This is a genomic window from Embleya sp. NPDC050154 (assembly GCF_044460165.1).
GTDB lineage: Bacteria > Actinomycetota > Actinomycetes > Streptomycetales > Streptomycetaceae > Embleya.
Map to the genome: position 1 here is coordinate 328,251 of NZ_JBITJP010000010.1, position 24,348 is coordinate 352,598.

Below are 24,348 nucleotides of genomic sequence, written 5' to 3' on the forward strand. Positions count from 1 at the left end.
GAGTTGGGTCCGGACGGCCCATCGTTGCGACTCGGCCGTCCGGACCCACCGCACGGGGAGCACGCGGTGCGAATTCGGGTGGAGCTGGCGGGCCTGTGCCGCTCGGACCTCAAGGAGGTGGCCCGCGAGCGCTACGGACCCAGCCAATTCGGCCACGAACTCGTCGGTTTCGTCGCCGAATCCACCCTGCCCGACGACCTTCCCACCGGCCTGCGGGTGACCCTGGACCCCAACGTGCGCCTCGCCCGCACCACCGGCTTCGCGACCGAGATGTACGCCGCCGGCCCGGCCGATCGGCTGTGCGCCGCCCTGCCCCGCGTTCCCGGCGAAATCACATCCCGTCAGGCCGTGTTCGCCGAGCCACTCGCGTGCGCCGAGCACTGCGTGAGCGCACTGACCCGGCACCTGGGCGGATCGCCGGCCGGCCGGGCCGTCGTCGTTTTCGGCGCCGGGGCGGCCGGTCTGCTCATCGCCCGGCTCGCCGAACTCGGCGGGGCCGAGGTCACGTTGGTCAACCGCAGCGCGGACCGCGCCGAGTTCCTGCGGAGCCGCGGCTTCGACGTCCGGCCGTTGGCCGCGCTGCCGGCCGCGGCGTTCGACGCCGCGGTGATCGCGACCAGCTTCGTCCGCCCGGACATCCTGACCGAGGCCCTGCGCGTACTCGTCCCCACCGGCCTGGCCCTGCTCTACGGCGGCACCGCCCCCGGCGACGAACTCCCGGGCCTGCCCGTCGACCTGGACCACGTCCGCCGCTCCGAACACGCCGTCCACACCACTTGGTCCGGCCGCCCGGTCACGATCGCCGGCAGCTACGGCACCACCTCCTGCGACTTCACCGCCGCCCTCGGCACCCTCCCGAAGCTCCCCCTGGAACACCTGATCACCAACGAGATCACCCTCCCCCGACTCCCCACCACCCTCCACGCCCAGCTCACCGGCCGTCCCCTCGGCAAGACCCTGATCCACCCGTGAGCTCCCCGCCCGGCAGCACGCTTCGCCGATCCGGTCGGTTTGTCGGCGGGTTAGGATCGCGATCATGACGATTACTCTGGGCGATGCCGCGCGTGCGCTTCTCGACGCGGCGTATCCGGCCGTGCTGGCGACGGTGAATGTCGACGGCGGGCCACAGACCTCGGTGGTGTGGGTCGGGCGCGATGGGGACGACGTGTTGATCTCGTCCGAGGCGGGGCGGCTCAAGGAGCGGAATCTGCGCCGTGAACCGCGGGCCAGTGTGACCGTCTACGATCCCGCCGACCCGGACGTCTACCTGGAGATTCGCGGCACCGCGACGATCACCGAGGACGTCGGGCGTCGGGTCGCGGTCGCGTTGGCCGAGAAGTACGAGGGGCCCGGCGCCGGCGACGAATACCTGGCGCTGCCGCCGGAGTCGGTCCGCGTCGTCATCCGGATCACCCCGACCCGGCTGACCGGCAGCGCCGCGCGCTGAACACGCTTCGCCCGCCCGGAGCCGGCCGGCCGGTGTCACGGGCCGAGCAGGCCGAATCCGCGCAGTGCCCGGCGGGTGCCGTTGTAGGTGAGGTCGATCCGGGCCGGCGTGCCGGCGTCCAGGTGCCGGAACACGCTCACGGGCGCGCGCAGCGCGACGGCGCGCGCGAGGATCGGTGGGTGACCGCGACCACCCGCCCGTGTCGGCCTGTTCGTTCCTGCTCCTCGAGCCAACCGCCCGCCCGGGCGAGCACCGAGGTCCGGGTGGCCTCGCTCGGCATCCACACCGTCGTCCGGACCACGTTCGGTCTGGTCTTCGGGCTGTTGGCGGAACGCGTACTCTGCCCCGTTGCCGATCCGCGACCCGACTCGCGGGTCCCGGCCGCCGCCGGTTGACCGGGTCGGCCCCTTGGTGTCGTGGCCGGCAACCCTCACCGGCCATGACACCCACGCCGGCCGGGGCCGTGCACGGCCCGGCCGGCGCTCGACCGACGACACGTTCGGATGGCATCGGGCGACCCGATAGGGTCGGCTCCCCGGATTCCCACCACGCGGCGTCGGCCGCCTCCGTAGGCTGCGAGACCATGCGCAAGATCGTCGTCGTCGGAATCGGCGGAGCCGGCCGGACCGGGTGGGCCGACGCGCTCGGCACCCGACTCGGGCTCCCCGTCACGCACTTGGACACCCTGTATCACCGCGAGGAGCGATCGACCACGCCCGCCGAGGAGTTCGCCGACGCACAGCGCACGCTGATCGCGGGCCCCGATTGGATCCTGGTCGGAAACCACGCCCCGACGCTGGCCCTTCGCCTGACCGCCGCGGACACCGTCGTGTTCCTGGACATCAGCGCGCCGGCCGCGATCACCGACCTGCTCGCCCGCCGCCGACGCCCCGAACCCGGCGACCTCGACGGCGCGAATCCGAGCGTATTGCGCTCGGTCCTGGCCTACCGCCACGCGGTCCGCCCCCGACTGCGCCGCCTGATCACCGAACACACCGGCTCCGGAACGTCGGTACACACCTTCACCACCCACGGCGCCGCAACCCGCTGGCTGGCGGCGCTCCCCGCGACGCCCTGACTCGGTCCACGACGAGGCGAACGCTCACGACCGGCCCGCCGACCGGAGGGAGAGCCCTCGATCGTCGGCCGCGAACACCTCGGCGAGCGGGTCGTCCCGGGCGACGCTCGCTGGGTGGTGGCCGGCGACGGGTCTCAGCGGTTGTCGCGCTGGTCCAAGCCCGAACCCGGGGATATCTCCGGCGAGTCGAGCAGTGAGGACTCCACGCCGCCGACGCCCCAGCCGTACGCCAACTTGTGTACCTCGAGGACGAAGAAGGAGTCGGTGGAGAGCACCCCGTCGATCAGCAGCAGTCGGCGGTTGAGCAAATCGGTGAAGTGGTCGGTGTCGCGGCAGATCACCTCGACCATCACGTCGTATTGCCCGGCGACCATCACCACGTAGGAGGTCTCCGGCAGTTCGCGCAGTTCGCGGCACACCTCCCGGGCGCTGCCGGGGCGCACCCGCATGCCGATCATCGCGAGTCGATCGAAGCCGATCGTGAGCGGGTTGGCGATGCCGACGATCTGGAGCGTGCCGCTCTCCTCCAGACGCTGCACCCGATAGCGCACCGAGGACGCCGGGATGCCCAGGTCCTCGGCGATCTGCTTGTAGGCACGCCGCCCATCGGCCTGGAGGATGGCGATGATGCGCCGGTCGATGTCGTCCAACGGGCCGGTGGGGTTCATGCGGCTGCTCCGAGTGTGCTGCGGCGCCGAGTTCGGCATGTCCTCTCGATCTTCGGCAGCCATCTTGCCCTGTTCCTCCCTCCCCCCGGGTACACCGGGCCCGCCGGCGCCGCTCGCGTCGGTCACGAGTCGAAGCCCAGGCCGAGCCGGTCGAGCGTGCGCAGCCACATATTGCGTCCGCCGTGCGCGTCCTCGCGGGCCATCGACCAGCGGGTGGCCTGGATGCCGATCCAACGCGCGGGCTCGGGCGGGAACGGGATCGGCTTGCGCTTGATCATGGCCAGCTCCGTACGCTCGGACCGGGTGCCCGCGAGCAGGTCGAGCACCACCTCCGCGCCGAAGCGGGTGGCGCCCACGCCCAGTCCGGTGAAGCCGAGCGCGTAGCCGACCCGGCCGGCGGCGGCGGTGCCGGCGAACATGCAGAACCGGGTGGTCGAGTCGATCACGCCGCCCCACGCGTGCGAGAAGCCGACGTCGGCCAGCGGTGGGAAGGTCGCGGCGAACTGCTCGGCGAGCACGTCGAACGTCTCGGGGCGCTGGGTCAGCGCCTCGTCCACCTTGCTGCCGAAGTGGTAGATGGCGTCGTAGCCGCCCCACAGGATGCGGTTGTCCTCGGTCTTGCGCACGTAGTGGAACTGGTTGCCCGCGTCGGTGACGCCGTGCTCGCCGGTCCAGCCGATCGCGGCAAGCTGCTCGTCCGTCAGCGGCTCGGTGGTGAGCGCGTAGTCGTACACCGGCACCATGCTCAGGCCGAGCCGGCGCAGCAGCGGCGGGAAGATGTTGGTGGCCAGCGCAACCCGGCGTGCGCCGACGATCCCGTACGGGGTGGTCAGTCGGATCAGGTCGGTGGGCTTGGTGTCGATCGCGGTGACCTCGGTGCGCTCGACGATCCGCACCCCGGCGTCCAGGCAGGCCCGGCGCAGTCCCCACACCAGGCGGGCGGGGTCCAGGAGCGCGTAGTCGGGTTGCCAGACGCCCGCCGACCACAGCGGTGAGTCGACGTACGCCCGCAGCGCGTCGTGTTCGAGGTATTCGGCCTTCTCGCCGTGGCGGTTGGCGATCGGTACGGACTCGCGCAGCGCCTTCGCCTGCCATGGGGTGGCGGCCACCGCGACCTTGCCGGTGCGGGCGAAGCCGCAGTCGACGCCGTGCGCGTCCAGGTCGCGTTCGAACGCGTCCAGGTTCTGCGCGCCCAGGCGTTGCAGCGTGTCGATCTCGTCCGGCCAGCGCTGGAGCCCGTTGGCCAGGCCGTGGGTGAGGCTGGGCGAGCAGAAACCACCGTTGCGCCCGCTGGCCGCGTGGCCGCACGTGCCCTGTTCGAGCACGAGTACGTCGCGGCCGGGGTCGCGCTGCTTGGCGATCAGCGCGGTCCACAGACCGGTGTACCCGCCGCCGACCACGGCCAGGTCGGTCCGGGTGTCGCCGACCTGGCGGGGCAGCGGCTCGGGCCGCTCGGGCCGATCCAGCCAGAACGGTTCCTGGGCGGTGCGGCTCAGCGCGGTGCGGTGGGTCGGGGTCATGCGGTTTCCCTTGCGGGTTGTGGCCGATATGCGTGTTCTTGCTTGGCCTCGAACGCCGGCCGGGCTGATGTGGCCTCGAACGCCGGCCCGGCTACTTGGCCTCAATCGCCGGCCGGGCTGGATTTCGCGAACCGAGCCATCAACAGCCCGGGCGGCGTTCGAGGCCGAACCAGCCCGGCCGGCGCGGTCGAGGGCTAGAGGTTGATGACGCCCGTGCGGAGGTCGGACATGTCCAGCAGCGTGTGCTTGCCGCCGATCCGGCCCCAACCCGTACCCCGGTTGCCGGCTCCGCCGAACGGCATGTTCACGTCCCAGAAGCACGTGCTGTCGTTGACCACGACCTGGCCGACCGCCATCTCCTCGACGAATCGGTACGCCGCGCGCATGCTGCTCGTGAACACCGCGCCCTGGAGGCCGAGCTTGTCGTCGTTGGCCAGCCGCAGCGCGTCGTCCTCGTCGGCGGCGGTGATGATCGGCACGACCGGGCCGAACGACTCCTCGCGCGAGAGCAGGCTGTCCACCGGCACCTGGTCCACCACGGTGAACTCGTAGTACAGGTCGGTCGGCATGCCCTCACGGCGCTTGCCGCCCAACAGCACCTTCGCGCCGCGCTCGTGCGCGTCGGCGATGTGCCGGTCCATCTTGGCGGCGACGCCCTCGTTGTTGAGCGAGCCCAGGTTGGTCGCGGCGTCGAACGGGTCACCGAGCACCACGTCCTCGGCGGCGCGCAGTACGGCGGCCACGAACGCGTCGTGCACCTCGTCCACCACGATCACCCGCTCGGTGGCGCAGCAGACCTGCCCGGCGCACAGGTACGCGCCGTACACCGCGGCCTTGGCGGCGGCGTCCAGGTCGGCGTCCGCCAGCACGACCAGCGGGCCGTTGCCGGAGCACTCCATGATCGAGCGCTTGAGGCCGGCGGTGGCCTGGATCTTGGCGCCGGTCGCGGAGGAGCCGATGAAGCCGATCGCGTCGATGCCGTCGTGCCGCACCAGCGCGTCGCCGGTGGCGCCCTCGCCCGGGAGGATGTTGATCAGGCCCTCGGGGACACCGGCGGCGACGAACGCCTCCATCGCCTTGAGCACGGTCAGTGGCGTGTTGGCCGGCGGCTTGACCACGTGCGCGTTGCCGGTGGCCAGGCCCGGCGCGACGAACTCGGCGAGCATGAGCAGCGGGAAGTTCCAGGGGGTGATAATGCCCCACGTGCCGACCGGCGCGTAGAAGGTCCACATGCGCTTGGTGCCGTCGGTGGAGGGCATCGTCTCGCCGTGCAGCCGGACCGCGTCCTCGGCGTGCAGGTGGAAGAGCTGCGCGGCCTCCTCGATGTCGGCGACCGACTCGGCGAGCGGCTTGCCCTGCTCCAGGGTCTGCAGGCGGGCCAGCTCGTCGACGCGCTTGGTGATCTCGTCGCCGATGCGGTGACACAGCTCGGCGCGCTGCCAGACGTTGACCTTGGCCCACGCGCGCTGCGCGGTGTTGGCGGCGGCGACGGCCTTGTCCAGGTCCGCGGCGGTGGGGACCGGGATGGTGGCGACGTACTCGCCGGTGACCGGGCTGATCACGTCGTAGCCCTCGGCGCCGGAGCCGTCCACGTAGGCGCCGTTGATGAAGAACTGATGGCGGGCGGAGCCGTTGCTGCTCATGCGGGGGGATCCCTCTCTGCTCTCGGGCGACGTGTACTCAGAGTTCATCAGCAACTTTGACCTGTCAATAGATCCCAATGAGCAACTTCCACAGGTCTCATTTGTCGAATGAACAAAGACGAACCCTTGACGTGGTCGAAAACTCGCATCTATAACAGGGCCATCAGCAGGGCCGACGACGACGCCGACAGCGGCGCCACCGGAGCCCGCGACCCCCTCCCCCAAGCGGCCGTCCCCCGGGCTCACCCACCGGCCGCCTCCACCCCGCGAAGGGGATACAGATGTCCGCATCAACTCAGCCGGCCGCCCCCGGCGCGACCGGCCCCGGTACGGCCGACTCCGCAGCGAACCCGCCCGTGCTCGCCAAGAAGATGCGCTGGTACGACGGCTTCGCGATGTCACTGACCATGCCCGCCGCCCTGATCGCCTCGCTCGGCGCGTCGATCGGCGGCCTCGGCGCGTGGGGCGCGATCGCGCTGTGGGCCGGGTCGATGGTCCTGGCCACGATCGCCAACTGGATCTACACCGAGCTCGCCGCGATGTTCCCCGAGTCGTCCGGCGGCATCGCGCACTACGCCACCGAGGGTTGGAAGAAGCGCGCGCCGTTCGTCGGCCCGCTCGCCAGCATCGGCTACTGGTTCCCCTGGACGACCGCGCTGTCCGTGTACGCGGGCATCATCGGCTCCCTCGTCCAGGCCCAGTGGTTCAAGGGTCAGGACTGGACGCTGGACCTGGGCTTCGCCGAGCTGACCTTCCCGATCGTGGTCGGTATCGCGGTGATCGTGCTGCTGTTCGGCGCGGCCATGTTCGGCCTGCACGTCGCGATGTGGGTCGTCTACGTCACCGGCGGCATGCTGCTGGTGCCGCTCGCGGTGTTCATCGTGCTGCCGTTCGCCAGTGGCGACTGGAGCGCGAGCAACCTGCACTGGAACCTGCACGGCGCGGCGGGCATCCGCGAGTCGCTGGTGTGGCTGTACGTGATGGCCTGGACCTCGTTCGGCGTCGAGGTCTGCGCGACCTTCGCGCCGGAGTACAAGGACACCGTCAAGGACACCTCCCGGGCGCTGCGCGCGGGCGTGCTGTTCTCCCTCGGCGTGTTCATCCTGCTGCCGCTGGCGCTGGCCGGGTACGTCGGCGAGGGCGCCATCGCACTCGACCCGACCACGTTCTACGTCGGCGCGTTCAACGACCTGGTGGGCGGCGCGGCCGACCTGATGGTGGTCTTCCTGATCGCGTCGCTGCTGCTGATCATGATCACCGGCCTGGCCGACGGGTCGCGCGTGCTCTACAACATGGGCAAGGAGGGCACCACGATCAAGCAGGTCGGCGTGCTCGACAAGCGCGGCGTGCCGGCTCGGGCGCTGATGATCGCGCTCGCGGTCAACGTGGTCATCCTGATCGCGCTCAAGACGCCGCTGGCGATCATCGTGACCGGCAACCTGGGCTACATCCTGACCCACATCCTGGCCATCTCCGGCTTCGCGATGTTGCGCAAGGACCGCCCGGACCTGGCCCGGCCGATCCGACTGCCGGGCTTCTTCGTCCCGCTGGCCTGGCTGCTCGCCGCGTTCCTGACCGTGGTGTTGGTGGTCGGCGCGACCGGCTTCTCCATCACCGGCTACGGCGGCTTCAAGGAACTGGGAATCGCCTGCGGTGTGTTGGTCACCGGCGTGGCGTTGTGGCTGTACCGCACCAAGGTCCAGGACCCACGCGACGCGGCGCTCACCGGATCGACGCACCGGCGCTGACCCGAGCCCACGACGAACGACCGGGGTCCCGCGCCGCGCGCGGGGCCCCGTTTCGTCGTCGATGCCCGGATCGAAGCCCGCCCCGCCGCCGGCCGGTTCCCGGCCCCCGTCGGAGCCCACGAGGCACACTCGACCCATGTCCACCGACCCGCGACCTCGATCCGCCCACCGACTACCCGCCGCCGTCGCGTTGACCGGCCCCGGCATCCGGCTGCGCGAATGGACCGACGCCGACCTCCCGTTGCTGGTCGACCTCTTCGACGAGGTCGAGACGGCCCGCTGGACCCCGCTCGCCTCGCCCTTCGACGCCGACGCCGCCCGCGAGTTCCTCACCAAGGCCCGAGTCGCCAGGGCCGAACACCGCGCCGTGCAATTGGCGGTGACGCTCGACGGCGACGAACCGTGCGGCGTCGTCATGTTGTTCCTCGGCTTGGACGAGCGCCCGGATCAGGCCGAGTTGGCCTACGCGATCGGGGCCGCCCATCGCGGGCGGGGGTTGGCCGCGAAGGCGGTCCGGTTGATGACCGACTACGCCTACCACGTGGTGGGCGTGCCCACCGTGGGGCTGCGCATCCCGCCGGACAACGTCGCCAGTATCGGCGTCGCCCGGGCCACCGGCTTCGTCCGCAGCGACGCGCCGCCGATCGTCCGCGACCGCCGGGGCGGTGCGTTCACCCTGGACCTGTGGCTGCACCGCCCGGTTCCGTGATCACCGGGATTCCCGCCGGCCTCCACTGACATGGGTTGTCAGGGGACCGGGTCTACCCTCCGGTCATGTCCTTCACCGCGAAACTCCTGCGCGTGCACTCGCCGATCGAGGTGGCGGGTCGGCGGATCAAGCGCTACCACGTCACGCGCGATCCGCACGGGATCGATCCCGCCGTCGAGGCCGCCGCCTACGCGATCCTGCCCGAGTTGTTGCCCGCGCCGGACGGCACGCCGCCCGCCTCGTTCGTCGTGCTGCATCGGGGCGCGGACGACGGCGCGTATCTCAATGTGTACAGCTGGGTGTGGGACAACACCCTGCACTTCGCCGGTGTCGCGGCGGGCCAGCCGGTGCTCGGCTGTCCGGACCGTGATCCCACCAACTTCGTGCGTGTGGAGCGGTCGTTGATCGGCTGTGTCTGGGAGTTGCCGCCGATCCTGCACGAACGCGACGCGTGGGTGCGGCACATGCTCATCCCGGAGTCGCCCGACGGCCCCGACCTGGCCGCATACCTCGCCGACTCGCTCCCCGACGGCAGTACCGAGGATCGGGCCGGATACGGTCACCTCGGGGCGGCCTCGATCCGGTCGCGCAGTTCGGTGTAGCGGGCGCGGCGGTCCGGGCGGGCGTGTGCGGCGGCCTTGCGCAGTGCGGGCAGCGCGGGCACGCCGATCCGGGCCAGTGCCTCGGCGGCGGCTTCGCGAACCACCGGGTCGGCGTCCCCGAACAGGGTGACCAGGCCCGGAACGGCGGGCTCCCACCCGGCGTGGGACAGCGTACGGATCGCCATGCGCACGATGTCCCGACGCGGATCGGCGAGCAACCCCTCGGTGTGCCGCAGGTATGCCGCGCGGTCGAGCAGGCGGCGCGAGACGCGATGCGCGTGCAGCCGCACCCTCGGGACCGGATGGCTCAGCAACTCGACGACGAGGGCCCGTACTTCGTCGTCCCCGCCGTGCTCGTCGGCGAGTCGGGACAGCGCCCGGCGGGCCTGTTCGGGCCCGTCGCCGCGGGCCGTGCCGATCAGTTCGTCGCGGGTGGGCCGCTCGGCGCCGGCGGGTACCGAGCGGGTCCGCAACTCGGCCAGGGCTCTGCCGCTTCGGGCCGCGGCATCGACACCGAGCAGGAACCCGTCCGTCAGGTTCAGGCGGTCGGCGAGGTCCGCGCGTCCCTGTACCCGCAACCGGCGCACGGTCTCGGTGAGTTCCGGGGTGCGCCGCGTCGAACGACTCGCAAGCAGGTCCAGGCAGCCCCAGCGGCCGGCTTCGAGTCGGGTCCGCAACACCTCGGCGAGCGTGTCGGCGGGGATGCGCCGGGTGGCGGTGAACACCTGGGCCCTGGTGGCCGGTGCGCCGTTCTCCCACCAGGAGACCAGGTGCGGCGTCATCCGCTCCGACTCTTCCACCGACATCAGGGCACACAGCCTCGCGGCCCGTTCCCGACCACCCTCGTCGTAGTCGGTGAAGTCCGTGACGCCCAGCAGCGCCCGGGCGAGCCCGCGCTGCGGCGGCAGGTCCGGCGTGCCCCGCAGGTACGCGTCGAGCGTGGCCCGCCGTACCTCCGGCTCGTCCCAGCCGCTCAGGGTGCGCGCGGCGGCGGTGCGGCGCGCGGGTTCGGCGGCGTTGAGCAGGGCCAGCAGGCGTTCGCGCTGCGCGGTCGAACGTGGTTGGTCCAGGTCGGTCGGATCCGGCACCCGCGGCGCGGCGGCCCGTGCCGGCCGCGCGGCCCGTTCGGCCAGGACCCACGCGGGTGCGCCGATCGGCTGAAGCTCGGTCAACCAGTCGAGCAGGGGCCCCCGGCAGGCGGGATCGGCGGTCGGAAAGGCGTCGATCAGCGCGTCGACGCGCGCTCGGGAGTCGATGTCCGCGCAGCCGGCGGCGCCGCCGCCCTCGGCATCGGCTCCGGCTCGCGCCCGGAAGTCGGTGAAGGCCGGGAGCGAGCGCACCGCGTCGTCCAGGGCGGTCCGCCACGCCGCGACGTGGGCCGACGCGTCGGTATCGACGGCCGCCACGTGGCGATCGCGCGGAGCGGCACAGCCCACGGCCGAGTCGGACTCGCCGGCGCGCCGATCGGGCTCGGCCCTCGCCGCGTCGGCCCCCGCCGCGTCCGCCCCCGCCGTCGGCATGAACGCAAGCCTGAGCACCTCGACTTCCGCCTCCCACGGATTCGGCCCCAGCCGCGCTCCAGTCAATGCCCGATCCACGTCGTGCCGGGTGAGTACCGCCCCACAACAGCGCAACACCGCCAACGGCGCCCGCCCCGCGAAGGATCGCGCAGGCAACGCACGAACGCGGGCCGCCAGGGCGAACGCCGCGACCTCGGACAACGTGTCGGCGATGCCTTCGAGCACCTCCTCCACCCCGCCCACGGCGCCGAGTTCGGCGGCGAGCACGTCGTACGCGTCCGCGAACGCACCGAGTTCGGCGGCCGACCACGGCGCGGGGCACACATCCAGCGCGAGGCGCAACACGGTGGCCCGATCCGCCGGCCGATCCCGCGCGACCGCCAACATCTGCGGCAACGCCTCCCGCAGGTCGGCCCGTTGCCCGACACCGATGTCCCCAGAGCGCGCCGCCAACCGCAACACCGCGCGCGTGTCCTCGTGATCGGGCCGCCCACCCTTGCGGGCGAGCGTGATCAGGTCGGCCCGCATCTCGGCGTCCTCGCCGGCCGTCGGCTCCGGCAGCGCGATGTCGTACGCCGCGAACTCCGCGGCCAGGTACCGCAGACGGCCGCACTTCAACCATGTCGTGCCCCGCGCCAAGCGGGTGAGCAGCGGCTCCGCGACCGGGGATCCGCGCCGGACCAGGGCCGCCACGGCCGGCACGGACAGCTCCCACGCCAACGCGTCGAGCAGCAGCCCGCGTTCGCGCGCGTCCGTCGCCCGCTCCGCCGCCGACAACACGCACACCGGGTACGCCTTCCGCCCCAGGATGACCCGGAGCGCACGCGTCAGCGACTCGCGCAGGCCCGGGTTGTCGTGCCGGCCGAGCCACCGCAGCAGCGCCGGGACCTGGGCCGGCGTACCGGCGTCGATCAGCGCCTGCGCCGCCGTCTTCTTGATGTTCATCACGGGGTGGTCCAGGCATGCCGCGATCGCCTCACCCGCCCATCGGGCCCGCGCGTGGCCGAGGGCGAGCAGGGCCTGACGCACCGTCTGCGGGTCGGCGGCCGAGGTGAGCGGGATCAGGCTCGCGGACAGGGACCGCGCGGCGTCCAGGTCGGCGTCGTGCGCGAGCAGTGCGATGACGTGCTTGCGCACGTGCGGATCACGGTGTCGGATCAGGTGGTGGACACGGTCCTTGACGTGTGCGGACGGTACCCGGCCGAGGAGTTCGAGCAGGACGGCCAGTTCGGCGTCGGTGACGCCGCTGCGCTCCAGCAGGCCGAGCGTGAGATCGACGACCAGTGCCTTTCGCGCCGCCTCCGGTGCGGACGCGTCGAGCAGGCACACCGGACGCAACACGCGGCGCCGGTACAGGCGTTCGCCCAGGTCGCCGATCGCCTGGTACACCTTGCCCGGCACGACCGGTTCGGCGGCCTCCTCGCCGCGGTTCGCGACCAGGTCGCTCACCACCCGCAGCAGCAGGTCCGCGAGCACGGGAATGGTGCGCGCGTCGCCGTGCTCGGCGAGTCGGCACAACGCCACGCCGGGCCGGAGCACGTCCAGGTCCGAGGTCCGCACCGCGAGTTCGTCCGGGTCGGGAATGCCGAGATCCGCTGCGACGCGTTCGGGCAGCCCCCGACGGTTGAGCCGAGCGCGCAACGTCCGGCGCGCGGCCGGGTCGTCGGTGAGGTGCCACAGCACCTCCAGTGCGAGGCCCGCCACCGGGCGCAGGTACGGCGCGACCACACCGTCGGGATCGGTGACACCCAGCGCCTCGCGCAGCGCCTCGACCGTACGCGCGCCGCCGATCGCCTCCAACGCGCGCAGCGCCGCCCGAGGCGCGCGCGGCAGGGTGGCGAGGACGGCGTCCTCCGCCTCCTGGTAACGCAGTTCGCGCAGGACGGACAGGATCGGCTCGGGTCGGACCGAGCCCGCGAGGCGCCCGGTGAGCACCTCGCCGACCGGCAGGTCGGGAGCGCCCTGGGCGGCCAACGCGTGCAGCAGTTCGACGCGCCGAGCCTCGTGCGGGTCGTCGTCCGCGACCGCGGTCAGAGCCCGCAACGCCTCGTGCCGCACGGTGAACAGCACGATCGCGACGTCCGCGGTGGACACGCGGTAGTCGGCGAGCGCGATCTCGATCACGGCCGGCACGTCGTCGGCCCGAACGAAGTGCCCGCGTCGATGCATCGCCCGCAGACACGCGAGGAACGGCTCGGCGAACAACAACGGGTCCGTGCCCGCGAGCGCCGACAGCCCTGCCGTCTGGCCGCGTTCGGCGAACTCCCCGACCGACTCCAGGGCGCGCCGCCGCCGGTGCCCCGGCAACCTCGGATCGGCCGCGATCTCGCGCAACAACCCGGACAGGCCGAACCGGGCCGCCGTCTCGACGGCCTCGGGGTGGGCCGACACCAGCCGCCGCAATGCCGGCTCGACGCTCGCGGGTGCGTCACCGGCGGCCCACGGTTCGGCCAGTTCGGCCAGCGCTCCCGCGACCACCCGCGCCCCGCCGGCCGGATCCAGCAGTTCGACCAGCCATCCGCGTGCCTGCTCCGGCCCGAGCAGCGCGCCGTACACCGCCTCCCGAACCACGCCCAGCGCGGCCGCGCGCAGCACCGGATCGGGCCGCGCGACCAACCCGCGCAGGTAGCCGTCCAGGTCGGCCGGCGCGTCGGCGTCGATCGCGCGCACCGCCTGGTACAGCTCCTCACCCGGCGGTTCGGCCCGCACGGTCGCCTCGGGTCGGGCGATGATCTCCGCGCGCAACCAGGCGATCCGAACCTTGGCCGGCCACGCCGACGACCGCCGTTGCGGCACCGGGACGCGCAGTCGCGCGCACGCCTCGGCCAGCACCACCGCCGTCTCGGCCGAGCCCGCCAACGACGCCGAGCCGGCCGACATCGCGGACGACAGGGCCGCCGACGCCGCGGACAGCAGGGGCGCCGCCTCCGCGACGGAGCCCGGATCGGGCCACCCGGCGCGGTCGCGGAGCAATACCACCCCGAGGTGGCGCAGCACCGGATCCGCGTGTCCGATCAACCGCCGCAACACCGCGACCGGGCACGGCGTCCCGTCGAAGTAGGCGGAGAGCCGGCCGACGTCGCCCCGACGCACGGCGTCCGTCACGACATCCGGCACCGCGTCCTTCGCGGCGTCCCCCACCGCGTCCTTCACGCCGGCCCGGTCGGAAGTCGTCATCGGTCGATCCTAGGCAGGCCGCCGATCCGGCACGAACGAGTATTCGCCCGGGGTGACGGCGTTCGACGGACGCCCGCCCGTACCGGGCGCACGACGCACCACCCCGCCGCCGGCCCGCCGGCCCCTGCCCCGCCGCCCATCGGCGCCCCGACTCGGCAGGTCCGCGGGGTCGCCCTTGCCGTCGGGTCGCCGCGCCGGCTACGTTCGCCACCTCACCACCCGCCATTCGGTCGGGCCCCGGCCGAGCGAGGAGGTGTGCGGCGGATGCGCGCGAGTGCCCGGATGCCCCGAATCGGCCCCACCGGTTTCGAGCGTCCTCTCCCCGACCCGCACCCTTCGCTGGAGTCTTGTTGTCCACGCACCTCACCCCGCTGACCGACCCCGCGCAGAACCCGGCCGGTCGCCGACTTGCCTGGCTGGCCTCCGACGCCGACGGGATCCCGCTCGGCTCGGCCTTCCTGCGGCTGTTCACCAGGCCCGGGCAGGACCATCTGGCCGAACTCGACCTGCGCGTCCACCCGGCCGAGCGCCGCCGCGGCACCGGCGGGCGGCTCCTGGCCGCGGCCGTCGAGGCGGCTCGCGCGGACGGGCGCCGATCGCTCCTGGCCCAGGCCGAGGTCGACTCCCCCGGCGATCGCTTCCTGGCGGCCCGCGGCTTCCGCGCGGTACTGACGCTGATCTACGCCCGGCTCCCGCTCGCCGAGGTCGACCTCGCGGCGGTGACCGAGGTCGCCGAGCGAGCACATCCCGGCTATCGCTTCCTCGCCTGGGACGGCATCGTCCCGGACGCGTGGGCCGACACCTTCGCCGTCTCCCGCCGAGCGATGGACGACATGCCGATGGGCGACACCGACTACGGGACGGTGATCTGGGACGTGGACCGGGTTCGGGCGGCGGCGCGGGCCATCGCGGACCGCGGCGAACTGCTGCACACGATCGCCGCGATCGACACCGCCGACGGGTCGATCGTCGGCTTCACCGAGTTGGTCGTCCCCGGCGACGGCAAGGGCGACGGGCAGCACTACAGCACAGGCGTGTTGCCCGAGCACCGCGGGCACGGTCTCGGTCGCCGGATGAAGGCCGAGGCGATCCTCCGAGCCCGGGACCGGCACCCGGATCTGGCCGGTCTGTGCACCGACACCGCCGCCGAGAACCGCGCGATGCTCGGGATCAACGCCGCCCTCGGCTACCGCCCCACCCACCGGTCCACCGAGTACCGACTCGACCTGCTCGACCTGCCGACCGGCTGAGACCGCGTCCGCACGACCCACCGTCGCGATGGCCACGTCGCTGCCACCCCGCGGGGACCGACCTCGGCATACGCCGACGGACCGGAGTTCGCCGCATCGGCGACTCCGGTCCGTCTCGCGCCCACCTCGGCGTCGTCACGCCCGGCGGCGCCGGCATCTCGGCGGCCGGGTCGACCCGCGCCGACGATCGGGTACTCCGGACACCGGTGCTCCGGTCAACCCGTGCCCAGGTCCTGCCACACACCCCACTGGCCGGTCGCACCCGGCTCCTCGCCCTGCGTCCACCACTTCGTCTTCCACGAAAGTCCCTTGTGCGAAACGGTGTTGTTCGCGACGTAGATCGCCGAGGGTGCCCTCCGGTTCCGGGCCGTCAATTCCGGGCCGTCAATACATTGGACTGGACCAATTTCGCCGAACTCCGAGGTGCACTCGCGGTCGACCGCGACGCGCCGACGGCACCCGGCGGCATCACTCCGGGCGCCCGGCGGCATCAGCCGGGACCAGACGCGTCACCCGGACGGTTGGGTATCACTCCGGGCAATGCGGGCAGGCGTCCCGGCATGTCAACAATCGACGCCATGTCGGGAATCGACGTCCCCGCTCCGAGCCCCCGCCCGCCCACGCCGGCGAAGGCGTCCGCGACCACCCGACCGACCGGGCGCCACCGCCGAACCCGGCGCCGCAAGGGCCGCCTGCGCCGACGACTGCTCGCCTACCGCGAGGTGGATCTGGTGCACTCCGCCGATCCCGCGCACGACGGCGGCGCGTGCCTGCTCCTGGTGCACCTGCGGCGGATCGTCGGCTGCGTCACCTACCGGGTCTGCCCGCTGTGCGCGCTGGGCGTGATCACCGAGGTGCGCGTGCGCGAGCCCTTCCGTGACACCGGCCTGGGCACCCGGGCCCTGTCCCATCTCCAGGCCACCCACCCGGGCACCACCTGGCACAACACCGACCCCGCCCGCCTCATCGCCGACCTGATGCGCCGCATGCGCATCGCCTCCACCCCCACCCCGCCCTCCTGTCCCCACCCCCTCGCGACCCCACCGGGCCCACCCCGCACCGACACGCCGTGACGGACGACGCTCCCCGGCCCGCGCCGACATCGGTTGTCCCTCCGATTCGACGTTCGATGTTCGTCCGGGCGTTTCGCGGATGGGGACGTCTTTTCGTCGGGTCGTCTTCGCGGTCGGGCAGGCTCCGAGCGTGAGCCCCTCGTCGAAAGTCCGCTCCCTCCCCGGCCTTGCCGAACCGGGTCGCCGACCGCCCACCACGCGGCCCGCACGTCCCACGCGGCCCGGGATGCGCGGGTGGCGTGGAACGAGCGCGTCATCGGAACTCCCCCGCACAGTTCCGGAGTCGCACCGGATTCTTCTCGCGACGTGTGCCCCGGATCGGGTGGTGAACCGTTCGCGCAGGTCAGCGTAGGAGACACCGCACCGAGCGGATCGGTGTGAGCCAGGTCACCGGGAAGTTCGACCGACTTGGTCTGGACCTTTCGTGGTCCGACGCGGTTATATTCAACCGTCTTTACTAAACCGAGCATGCAATAAGTCCGCGCCGCGCAGGCGTCGGCCAGCCGAGGGGGCGTCCGTGAGCAGCATGGCGACATTGCCGGACGAAGCGGTCTTCGGCGAACCCAAGTACTGGCAACTGCGCACGTCCTTGCTCAAGGCGATCGACGAGGACTTCAACTCCGGCGACATCCTGCCCAACGAGCGCGAACTCGCGGCCCGTTTCGGCGTCGCCCGCGCCACCCTTCGGCACGCGCTGGAGCAGCTCGAACTCGAAGGCCGCCTGGTCCGCAAGCGCGGCGCCGGCACCACCGTCGCCGGCCCGCGCGTGGACGTCTCGCTCAGCGCCGACGGCGAGGGCTGGCCGGGCGTGGACCTGCGCGACCGCGAGGTGATCGACTGCGCCACCGTGCCGGTGACCGACGAGTTCGCGGACACCCTCAAAGGCCGTCCCTCGGCCCTGGTGCACCGACTGCGCCGTCGCCAGTTCTCCATGCGCCAAGTGGTCGGCCTGGAGTGCCTGTACGTCTCGCGCGCCGTCGTCCCGTCGCTGTCCACCCGCGTCCCGGGCTTCGAGCGCGCCTCGCTGATGCTTCGTCAATTGCGCGGCCACCGCCTGGAGGGCCGGCACCGCGCGGTCGAACTGGGCGTGGCCGAGGCCGAGGAAGCCCGTTACCTGGAGCGTCCGCCGGGTACGGCCGTGCTGGTCGTGACGACGACGTACACCGCGCTCGGCCGGACCGCCGCGGTCACCGTGGCCACGTATCGTGCGGACACCTGCCGGCTCGCGTTCGCCGAGGCCGGGCCGACCGCGTTGCGGCCCGCGTCCTGATCCGACGGGAAATCTGGGTACCATCCGCGCCTGAGCGACGACGTGCACGACGGGCGCGGACGCCCGGACGAACGCACCGCGCGACGGCGCGATGAGAGGACAAGAGCTGTGGCACAGGTGACCGGCGGGGACTCCTCCGTGGTCCGACGGATCAACTCCGCCGCGACCCTGCGCGCGCTGCGCGGTGGCGAGGTGCTGACGGTGACCGCGCTGATGGAGGCCACCGGGCTGTCCCGCCCCACCGTCGAGGGTGTCGTGGACGGACTGCTCGCCGAGGGCCTGGTCGTGGAGACCACCACCGCCGAGAGCGAGGACGGCAGCCGCCCCCGCGGCCGGCCGGCCCGACGCTTCCGCTTCCACGCCGAGGCCGGCCACCTGCTCGGCGTCGACGTCGGCGTGCATCACATCCGGGTCGTGCTCGCCGACCTCGGGGGCACGATCGTCGGCCGTGCCGCGCGCACCGTCGAGGAGGACTGCGAGGCCGAGGATCGCCTGGAGCGAGTCCGCGGCCTGATCACCGAGACCCTGCGTCGGGCCCAGATCTCGCGCGGTTCGTTGTGGGGCGTGGGCATCGGCACGCCCGGGATCGTGGACACCGAGGGTGTGGTCACGCTGTCCTCGGCGATGCCGGGCTGGACCGGCCTGGACCTCGCCGGCCGACTCGGCCGCTCGTTCAGTTGTCCGGTCCAGGTCGAGAACGACGCCAACCTGGCCGCGATCGGCGAGCGTTGGAAGGGCGTCGCGGTCGGCTCCGACGACATCGTCTACGTGATGGCCGGCCTCAGCCCGGGCGCCGGCTCGTTCATCAACGGCCGCCTGCACCGCGGCTTCGGCGGCGCCGCCGGCGAGATCGGCGCGCTGCACCTGCTCGGCCGGCAGGTCACCCCGGAGAACCTGCTGTCCACTACCGGCACACCGCTGCCGCCGCTGGACGAGGCGGCCGTCGGCGAGGTGTTCCGGCACGCGGCCGCAGGCGACCCGACCGCGACCGAGGCGGTGGACCGGTTCGTCCAGCGCCTGATCCACGACGTCACCGCGCTCGTGCTGGCGCTCGATCCGGAGATCGTCGTGATCGGCGGCTGGGCGGCGGGCCTCGCCGACGCCGTTCCGCCGCTGACCAGCGAACTGCGCCGGCTGTGCCTGCGCATGCCACGCGTCGAACTGTCCGCCCTGGGCGCCGACGGCGTCGCGCTCGGCGCCGTACGGGTGGCCCTCGACCGAGTGGAGCACCGCCTGTTCGCGGTCGAACACACCGGCTCCGCGAGAGCGTAGGGCCGGCCCGAGGGAACCCGGCAGACCCGCACCCTCACCCTCACTCTCACTCTCATCCGATGCCTGCGATCGTCGCCGCCCGCTCGATGATCACCACCGGGATGTCCCTGGTCGTGCCCTTCTGATACGCCTGGTACGACGGCATCGCCGCCACCATCAGCCCCCACAACCTCGGCTTCTCCGCTGCCGTCGCGGTGCGCGCGTGGGCCGGCACGTCCGTCGCCCCGATCCTGATCGTCACGGCCGGATCGGCGACCAGGTTCAGGTACCACGCCGGATGCCGCTCGCCGCCCCGGTTCGAACCCGCCACGATCCATCGATCACCGTCGCGCGCGTACACCAACGCGGTCCGCCGCAGCAGCCCCGACCGGCGCCCGCGCGTGGTCAACAGGAGGTCGTCGATCCCTTCCCGGGCCTGCCCGTCGCTCTCCACGAAGCGCCGGATGTGCTCCGCCACCCACGGATCGGGGCTGTCCACGACCGACCCGGTCATCGCCCGTCCTCGATCCCGACGTGCACCCCGCGCAGCTTCGGCGTGTCGATCTCGTCCAGCAGCGCGATCGCGAAGTCCGGGTAGGACACCCGGCTTTCCGCGTCGGCGGGCGCGACACGATGGTGACCGGTACGCACGCCCTGGTGGTCGAAGTCGCCCGCCGGGCTCAGCACGACCCACTCCGGCCCGGCCTGCGACGCGCTCAGCGCCGCGTTGCCCTCGGCGTGCGCGAGGAAGAACGCCCGGTACTCCTGCGGATATCCCGGCGTATCCATCAGCAACTCGCCGGACTCGGTCGGCAACACCGAGGCCAGGCCCACCCACACCAATCGCCCCACACCCGCCCGGGTCAGCCCGTCCAGCAGCGCCCGCACCGCCCGCCCGAAGAAGTCACCCACCGGCGCCGCCGGGTCGTACACCGCCGCGACCGCCGCGTCGTGGCCCGCCGCGAGTTCGGCCACCGCGTCCGCGTCGGTCACGTCGCCCGCGACCACACGTACGTCCGAGTCGGCCAAATCCGGGTACTTCGCCGGATCGCGCACCACGGCGGTGACCCGGTGCCCCCGGCGCAACGCCTCCGCGACGGCCGTCCGTCCGGTCCGACCGCCCGCGCCGAAAACGATGATGTCGCTCATGGATGCCACCCCGCTCGTCCGGGTCGATGCCTTGTCTCGACCACCGCCGCGAACGCTACCCAGGGCCCTGGTTACCTCCCGGATACCAACTACGCTGGGCCCATGAGCGAGGCGACCACGGAACCCCTGTCCGCGGACATGTTCGACCCCGTCTGCCCGTCGAACCTGTCCCCGATCCGGTTCGGCGACAAATGGGCGGCGATGATCATCCGCTGTCTGGAGGGCGGTCCGCGACGCTTCTCCGAACTGCGCGTGCCCATGCGCGGCGTCACCGCGAAGGTGCTCACCCAATCGTTGCGCACGCTCGAACGCGACGGGCTGATCAGCCGCACCGCCCACGACGCCCCGGTCCGCCGGGTCACCTACGCCCTCACTCCGCTGGGCCGCAGCATGCTGGTCCCGATGGCCGCCGCGTGCGAGTGGGCGGCGGCGAACTGGGACGAACTCCTGGACGCCCGCGAGGCCGCCACCGACCTGGACCGCACGGCCTGACGGCGCCACCGGCGGGCTCGGCGGTTGCCGCCGCAGGCGCCTCGGTCGACTACCGCGCCTCGGTCAACTCCCGCCCCCGGTCGACTACCGCGTCTCGGTGACCTTCGCCAGTGCCCGAGGCGCGTCCGGGTCGCAGCCGCGTCCCAACGCGACCTCGCGCGCGAGCAGTTGCAGCGGCAGGATCTCCAGGATCGGCGACACCTCCTCGGCGACCCCGGTCGGCAACACGAAGCCCCGACCGTACTCGGCCACCGCTTCGGTGGACCCGATCACGTACAGATCCGCGCCGCGTTCGCGCAGCCGGTCCAGCACCGGCCGCAGCGCGGTCCCGCCCGCGCCGTCCGGTGCCACTGCGAGCACCGGCCAGGCCCGGTCGACGATCGCGAGCGGGCCGTGCATCAGGTCCGCGCCGGAGAACGCCTGCGCACCGATGTAGCTGGTCTCCATGATCTTGAGCGCCGCCTCACGCGCGGTCGGGTACCCGTAGCCGCGCGCGGTGACCACGAGCCGGTCCGCGAACCGGTACCGCTCGGCAGGTCCCTCGATCTCGCCCTGCCGCTCCAGGATCACGCGGGCCGCCTCGGGCAGCGTCCGCGCCGCCTCGCCGGTGCCACCGCGAAGGTGGTCCACCAGCAGAAACAGGGTGAGCAGCTCGGCGGTGTAGGTCTTGGTCGCGGGCAGCGCGAGTTCCGGGCCGGCGAGCACGTCCAGATGCAGGTCGGACTCGCGGGCGAGCACCGAATCGGCGTTGTTGGTCACCGCGAGCGTGAGCGCGCCGTCCGCGCGGGCCTGCCGGGCGGAGGCGATCAGGTCCGGGGAGCCGCCGGACTGACTCACCGTCACCACCAGGCAGCCGGCCAGACGTTGCCGTGCACGGTAGGCGGTCGTGGTGGACATCGAGGTCAGGCCCGCCGGCAGGCCGAGCAGCACCTCGGTGAGGTAACGCGCGTACAGCCCCGCGTTGTCGGAGGTCCCTCGCCCGGTGAACAGCACGAACCTCGGATCGCGCGCCCGGATCTCCTCGGCGACGGCGCGGATCGCCCCGAGCCCCTCGGTCAGGATCCGAGCCAACCCTTCGGGCTGGGCCGCGATCTCACCGGCCATCACCGACCCGGGCACGAGGGAAACGGTCATGACGGCGGTACCTCCGGCTGCGACGAAGCGGAGCACGAGGTGATCCCGACGTGCCTCGACCCACGCCGAAACAGGGCACGGCGCGGTGGACCGAAGGTATCCACCACGCCGAACGAGACGCAATATTGGTCTGGACCACTCCCCTCCCGAACCACAAAACGCCGAAGGCCGGAGCAGGCCATGCCCATGCCTTGAAACCCCGATCTCCGCACCGACCACGACGGGTCGAACGGGCGGGGTGACCAGCCGGCCGAATCAGGCGTTCTCGCGTGTCCGCTCGGGAACGACTTCCGCGCCGGACTCGGCCCTTCGCCCCGACCGCCCCGACCGCCCCGACCGCCCCGAAGGCAACATCCTGCGAACCCACGTGCCCGGCATCGCCCACAACACCCGCGCCCGCGCCCGAGGGCCCGAGCTCAGTGCGGCCATCCGCGCCCGAGGGCCGTCCGTCCAGGCCAACCAACGCGGGCGCGTACGCCCCGCGAGCAGACCCAGGACGATCGCCGCGCCCACCGCGATCAGATGTTCCCGGCCGGCCAGGTTGGGCAGGATGATCGACTCCAGGACCATCGACCCGCCGGTGATGGTGAAGAGTATGGGCGCGCGGTGGATGATCGAGAGGTACGTGAACAGGCCCACCACGGCCGCCGACGGACCGGTGTCCAGCACGTGCGCGGCCGACGAGGGCAGCCCGATCGCGTGGTCCGGGCCGATCGCGATCATGATCCGGGCACCCATCGTGCCCGCGAGCGTGGTCACGTAGGCGACCATCAGCGTGCGGCCCGCCCCGAGCGAGAGCTGGGCGATCGCGAAGGCGAGGAACAACTGCGTGATGCCCGCCCAGACCGGCAGGTTCAACGCGGGCACGAACAGCGAGACCGGCGTCCGCAACAGGGCCAGCCACAGCGGCAGGTCGGCACTCACACCACCGAGGAGGCGCACCGCGGTCTTGCCGGTGGGGGTCTGCCCGATCGCGTGGAAGAAGATCACCGCGGAGCTGGCCACCACCGCGAGCGTGAGCCCCTTGCCGCGGGTGCGCCACAGTTGCCGGACCGGATCGGCGACGATCCCCCGCCACTCACCGCACAGGGTCCGCCACAGGAAGAGAAGCAGTTGCAAGGGCGCGGACCACAACCGGTCGCGCCGCCCGCGCGGGGCGGCGGACGAACCTTCGCCGACCGGCTTCCGTACGGTGTCCTGGACCATCGACTCGGCGCTGTCGGGCACCCGCGCTCGGGTGAGCGTCCCCGCCGAGGTGGACCCGCCGGCGCAGTCGTCGCCGTCGTCCCGGCGATCGTCGAGAACGCGCAACACTGCTGACCAACCCCCAACGACTCGTCGAGTCCGACAGCCACAGACCCGGGCCGGTGGCGTTGTGGCATTCACCACGCCCTGCCCTCAGCAGCGCCATCGCAGGACGAGGACACGACACACACCGGTCGGAGGGTTGACGCTGGGCGGACGCTCCGCGGTTGCGACAGATTCCGGTCGGCCGGGCGATGCGGTAGGTGGTGAACCGCTTTCCACACCAAAGATTACCGACTGCCGGCGCCGGCCATCGTCAACCGAATCGATGACTTCACCATGCCGAGGTCATCATCTGGTCGTATGAAATCCCTCCCCACCCCCTGCCGACCTGCATCGATGCGTGGCGCGCCGGATGCGATCCGGTGCGCCGACAACCGCTCGCTCCACGGTTGGTTCGACGGTCGGTCGGCGGAACGGGCGTGCGGCGTAGGAGATCCACGCCCGTAACGTAACGAATCCGCCTGATTGCTGATGGTGAGATCCATGGGTCGGGCGGCTTCGAACATCGCGTGGAGTGGTCGGGCGCTGGACGCGTACTCCGGGCCGTCGAGGGGCGAACGCGGTCAAGTCTTGCCCAGCTGGTGCCCAGGTTTTGCCCAGGTTCCGTAATGGCGGCGTCGAGAGTCGAGCCGACGCCGGGCGGTCCGGACCGGCCCGGATCGGATCGGGCCGGTCCCGACCCGATCCGGTGCAACCCGGCTCGGGCCCGAACCGGCCCATCCGCAACGCACCTTCGGCACGTGACGCTCGGAGCCCGCGCCCCGCGCCCCCACGCTCGCGTCCCGCCCTCAGCCCGTCCTCAGCCCGAGCTCAGTGCCTCGGTGGGTGGCAGTCGTGCCGCGCGGCCGGCCGGGTACAGGCCGGCGAGTGCGCCGATCGCCACCGATGCGGCGACGCCGCCCAGGATGGCCGGCCACGGCAGTACCAGCGGCCATCCCTGTGCGTGGGCGTACCCGCTCGTGACGATCAACCCGAGCAGTACGCCCGCCACGCCGCCCAGGCCGGACAGCGTCACCGCCTCGGTCAGGAACTGCAGCCGGATCTGGCCGCGTCCGGCACCCAGGGCTCGGCGCAGTCCGATCTCCTGGCGGCGTTCGAGGACGGAGATGACCATCGTGTTGGCCACCCCGACCCCGCCCACCAGGAGCGCGACCGCTCCCAGGCCGACGAACAACCCGGTGAAGGTGTTCTTGGCGGCGAGCTGCGCCTCCAACGCGTCGGAGGGGCGGCTGACCTTGACTCCGGCGGGGTCGGCCGGGTTGACGGTTGCGGCGAGGACGTTGCGTACGTCGTTGACGGCGTCCTCGGT

At 72.3% G+C, this 24,348-nt stretch carries 21 protein-coding genes and 1 pseudogene; 12 read left to right on the plus strand and 10 right to left on the minus strand.

Annotation, left to right across the window (positions count from 1 at the left end):
- Positions 1–66 precede the first annotated feature (66 nt).
- The 4 genes from ACIBSV_RS23025 to ACIBSV_RS23040 all read left to right on the plus strand — a co-directional run bounded on the left by ACIBSV_RS23025 (position 67) and on the right by ACIBSV_RS23040 (position 2,525).
- A complete protein-coding gene (locus tag ACIBSV_RS23025; RefSeq protein WP_395865860.1) occupies positions 67–972 on the plus strand; it encodes an alcohol dehydrogenase catalytic domain-containing protein in 906 nt (301 codons plus the stop codon).
- Positions 973–1,036: 64 nt separating this feature from the next.
- Positions 1,037–1,447 carry a PPOX class F420-dependent oxidoreductase gene (locus ACIBSV_RS23030; protein ID WP_395865862.1) on the plus strand — a complete coding sequence of 137 codons (411 nt, stop codon included), beginning with the start codon at positions 1,037–1,039 and terminating at the stop codon, positions 1,445–1,447.
- Between the two features lie 179 nt (positions 1,448–1,626).
- Entirely contained in the window at positions 1,627–1,842 is a 216-nt protein-coding gene (locus tag ACIBSV_RS23035) for a hypothetical protein (RefSeq protein ID WP_395865864.1), read from the plus strand.
- Between the two features lie 188 nt (positions 1,843–2,030).
- Complete coding sequence (locus tag ACIBSV_RS23040) at positions 2,031–2,525, plus strand: hypothetical protein (protein ID WP_395865866.1); 495 nt, start codon at positions 2,031–2,033, stop codon at positions 2,523–2,525.
- Positions 2,526–2,659: 134 nt separating this feature from the next.
- Here the strand turns inward: ACIBSV_RS23040 and ACIBSV_RS23045 are convergent, their stop codons facing one another.
- The 3 genes from ACIBSV_RS23045 to ACIBSV_RS23055 all read right to left on the minus strand — a co-directional run bounded on the left by ACIBSV_RS23045 (position 2,660) and on the right by ACIBSV_RS23055 (position 6,356).
- Positions 2,660–3,193, minus strand: a complete 534-nt coding sequence (locus ACIBSV_RS23045; RefSeq protein WP_395865868.1) for an Lrp/AsnC family transcriptional regulator — start codon at positions 3,191–3,193, stop codon at positions 2,660–2,662.
- 122 nt (positions 3,194–3,315) lie between these two features.
- Positions 3,316–4,713, minus strand: coding sequence for an NAD(P)/FAD-dependent oxidoreductase (locus tag ACIBSV_RS23050; RefSeq protein WP_395865870.1), 1,398 nt, complete (start codon positions 4,711–4,713; stop codon positions 3,316–3,318).
- 194 nt (positions 4,714–4,907) lie between these two features.
- Positions 4,908–6,356, minus strand: a complete 1,449-nt coding sequence (locus ACIBSV_RS23055) for an aldehyde dehydrogenase family protein (RefSeq protein WP_395865872.1) — start codon at positions 6,354–6,356, stop codon at positions 4,908–4,910.
- A 281-nt stretch (positions 6,357–6,637) separates the two neighbouring features.
- Here ACIBSV_RS23055 and ACIBSV_RS23060 point away from each other — a divergent pair, with 281 nt between their 5' ends.
- The 3 genes from ACIBSV_RS23060 to ACIBSV_RS23070 all read left to right on the plus strand — a co-directional run bounded on the left by ACIBSV_RS23060 (position 6,638) and on the right by ACIBSV_RS23070 (position 9,415).
- The gene (locus tag ACIBSV_RS23060) at positions 6,638–8,104 is read left to right on the plus strand and encodes an APC family permease (protein WP_395865873.1); all 1,467 of its coding nucleotides are present in this window, start codon (positions 6,638–6,640) and stop codon (positions 8,102–8,104) included.
- A 136-nt stretch (positions 8,105–8,240) separates the two neighbouring features.
- The gene (locus ACIBSV_RS23065) at positions 8,241–8,813 is read left to right on the plus strand and encodes a GNAT family N-acetyltransferase (RefSeq protein ID WP_395865875.1); all 573 of its coding nucleotides are present in this window, start codon (positions 8,241–8,243) and stop codon (positions 8,811–8,813) included.
- 65 nt (positions 8,814–8,878) lie between these two features.
- Positions 8,879–9,415 carry a hypothetical protein gene (locus tag ACIBSV_RS23070; RefSeq protein ID WP_395865877.1) on the plus strand — a complete coding sequence of 179 codons (537 nt, stop codon included), beginning with the start codon at positions 8,879–8,881 and terminating at the stop codon, positions 9,413–9,415.
- Here the strand turns inward: ACIBSV_RS23070 and ACIBSV_RS23075 are convergent.
- Entirely contained in the window at positions 9,373–14,112 is a 4,740-nt protein-coding gene (locus ACIBSV_RS23075; protein ID WP_395865879.1) for a HEAT repeat domain-containing protein, read from the minus strand. The two genes, ACIBSV_RS23070 and ACIBSV_RS23075, sit on opposite strands and share 43 nt — an antisense overlap.
- Before the next feature lie 350 nt (positions 14,113–14,462).
- Between ACIBSV_RS23075 and ACIBSV_RS23080 the strand changes: the two genes are divergently transcribed.
- Positions 14,463–15,362 carry a GNAT family N-acetyltransferase gene (locus ACIBSV_RS23080; protein WP_395865882.1) on the plus strand — a complete coding sequence of 300 codons (900 nt, stop codon included), beginning with the start codon at positions 14,463–14,465 and terminating at the stop codon, positions 15,360–15,362.
- A 215-nt stretch (positions 15,363–15,577) separates the two neighbouring features.
- Here ACIBSV_RS23080 and ACIBSV_RS23085 read toward each other — a convergent pair.
- Positions 15,578–15,700 (minus strand): annotated as a pseudogene (locus tag ACIBSV_RS23085) (carbohydrate-binding protein); the annotation flags it as partial.
- Between the two features lie 240 nt (positions 15,701–15,940).
- On the opposite strand from ACIBSV_RS23085, the gene ACIBSV_RS23090 reads away from it, so the two are divergent.
- From ACIBSV_RS23090 to ACIBSV_RS23100, 3 genes are all read left to right on the plus strand, one after another.
- A complete protein-coding gene (locus ACIBSV_RS23090; RefSeq protein WP_395865885.1) occupies positions 15,941–16,435 on the plus strand; it encodes a hypothetical protein in 495 nt (164 codons plus the stop codon).
- Positions 16,436–16,961: 526 nt separating this feature from the next.
- Positions 16,962–17,705 carry a GntR family transcriptional regulator gene (locus tag ACIBSV_RS23095; RefSeq protein ID WP_395865933.1) on the plus strand — a complete coding sequence of 248 codons (744 nt, stop codon included), beginning with the start codon at positions 16,962–16,964 and terminating at the stop codon, positions 17,703–17,705.
- A 108-nt stretch (positions 17,706–17,813) separates the two neighbouring features.
- The gene (locus ACIBSV_RS23100; protein WP_395865887.1) at positions 17,814–18,977 is read left to right on the plus strand and encodes an ROK family protein; all 1,164 of its coding nucleotides are present in this window, start codon (positions 17,814–17,816) and stop codon (positions 18,975–18,977) included.
- A gap of 52 nt (positions 18,978–19,029) precedes the next feature.
- Here the strand turns inward: ACIBSV_RS23100 and ACIBSV_RS23105 are convergent, their stop codons facing one another.
- Both ACIBSV_RS23105 and ACIBSV_RS23110 read right to left on the minus strand, forming a co-directional pair.
- Positions 19,030–19,470 carry a nitroreductase family deazaflavin-dependent oxidoreductase gene (locus ACIBSV_RS23105; protein ID WP_395865889.1) on the minus strand — a complete coding sequence of 147 codons (441 nt, stop codon included), beginning with the start codon at positions 19,468–19,470 and terminating at the stop codon, positions 19,030–19,032.
- A complete protein-coding gene (locus ACIBSV_RS23110) occupies positions 19,467–20,105 on the minus strand; it encodes an NAD(P)-dependent oxidoreductase (RefSeq protein ID WP_395865891.1) in 639 nt (212 codons plus the stop codon). Before ACIBSV_RS23110 ends, ACIBSV_RS23105 begins: the two co-directional genes overlap by 4 nt.
- A gap of 102 nt (positions 20,106–20,207) precedes the next feature.
- On the opposite strand from ACIBSV_RS23110, the gene ACIBSV_RS23115 reads away from it, so the two are divergent.
- Positions 20,208–20,597, plus strand: a complete 390-nt coding sequence (locus ACIBSV_RS23115) for a winged helix-turn-helix transcriptional regulator (protein ID WP_395865893.1) — start codon at positions 20,208–20,210, stop codon at positions 20,595–20,597.
- Positions 20,598–20,681: 84 nt separating this feature from the next.
- On the opposite strand, the gene ACIBSV_RS23120 is transcribed toward ACIBSV_RS23115, so the two are convergent.
- From ACIBSV_RS23120 to ACIBSV_RS23130, 3 genes are all read right to left on the minus strand, one after another.
- Entirely contained in the window at positions 20,682–21,731 is a 1,050-nt protein-coding gene (locus ACIBSV_RS23120; RefSeq protein WP_395865895.1) for an SIS domain-containing protein, read from the minus strand.
- Positions 21,732–21,986: 255 nt separating this feature from the next.
- Positions 21,987–23,045, minus strand: coding sequence for a hypothetical protein (locus ACIBSV_RS23125; protein ID WP_395865897.1), 1,059 nt, complete (start codon positions 23,043–23,045; stop codon positions 21,987–21,989).
- A gap of 793 nt (positions 23,046–23,838) precedes the next feature.
- Positions 23,839–24,348, minus strand: a 510-nt coding sequence (locus tag ACIBSV_RS23130) for an ABC transporter permease (RefSeq protein ID WP_395865899.1), incomplete at its 5' end; no start/stop codon positions are given.

What these genes read in the sequence shown, in the direction of transcription:
- ACIBSV_RS23105 (WP_395865889.1), bottom strand. Translation starts at nt 19,470, where the DNA reads ATGACCGGGTCGGTCGTGGACAGCCCCGATCCGTGGGTGGCGGAGCAC.
- ACIBSV_RS23110 (WP_395865891.1), bottom strand. Translation starts at nt 20,105, where the DNA reads ATGAGCGACATCATCGTTTTCGGCGCGGGCGGTCGGACCGGACGGACG.
- ACIBSV_RS23060 (WP_395865873.1), top strand. Translation starts at nt 6,638, where the DNA reads ATGTCCGCATCAACTCAGCCGGCCGCCCCCGGCGCGACCGGCCCCGGT.
- ACIBSV_RS23070 (WP_395865877.1), top strand. Translation starts at nt 8,879, where the DNA reads ATGTCCTTCACCGCGAAACTCCTGCGCGTGCACTCGCCGATCGAGGTG.
- ACIBSV_RS23030 (WP_395865862.1), top strand. Translation starts at nt 1,037, where the DNA reads ATGACGATTACTCTGGGCGATGCCGCGCGTGCGCTTCTCGACGCGGCG.
- ACIBSV_RS23095 (WP_395865933.1), top strand. Translation starts at nt 16,962, where the DNA reads ATGGCGACATTGCCGGACGAAGCGGTCTTCGGCGAACCCAAGTACTGG.
- ACIBSV_RS23115 (WP_395865893.1), top strand. Translation starts at nt 20,208, where the DNA reads ATGAGCGAGGCGACCACGGAACCCCTGTCCGCGGACATGTTCGACCCC.
- ACIBSV_RS23090 (WP_395865885.1), top strand. Translation starts at nt 15,941, where the DNA reads ATGTCGGGAATCGACGTCCCCGCTCCGAGCCCCCGCCCGCCCACGCCG.
- ACIBSV_RS23050 (WP_395865870.1), bottom strand. Translation starts at nt 4,713, where the DNA reads ATGACCCCGACCCACCGCACCGCGCTGAGCCGCACCGCCCAGGAACCG.
- ACIBSV_RS23065 (WP_395865875.1), top strand. Translation starts at nt 8,241, where the DNA reads ATGTCCACCGACCCGCGACCTCGATCCGCCCACCGACTACCCGCCGCC.
- ACIBSV_RS23120 (WP_395865895.1), bottom strand. Translation starts at nt 21,731, where the DNA reads ATGACCGTTTCCCTCGTGCCCGGGTCGGTGATGGCCGGTGAGATCGCG.
- ACIBSV_RS23055 (WP_395865872.1), bottom strand. Translation starts at nt 6,356, where the DNA reads ATGAGCAGCAACGGCTCCGCCCGCCATCAGTTCTTCATCAACGGCGCC.
- ACIBSV_RS23045 (WP_395865868.1), bottom strand. Translation starts at nt 3,193, where the DNA reads ATGAACCCCACCGGCCCGTTGGACGACATCGACCGGCGCATCATCGCC.
- ACIBSV_RS23075 (WP_395865879.1), bottom strand. Translation starts at nt 14,112, where the DNA reads ATGACGACTTCCGACCGGGCCGGCGTGAAGGACGCGGTGGGGGACGCC.
- ACIBSV_RS23040 (WP_395865866.1), top strand. Translation starts at nt 2,031, where the DNA reads ATGCGCAAGATCGTCGTCGTCGGAATCGGCGGAGCCGGCCGGACCGGG.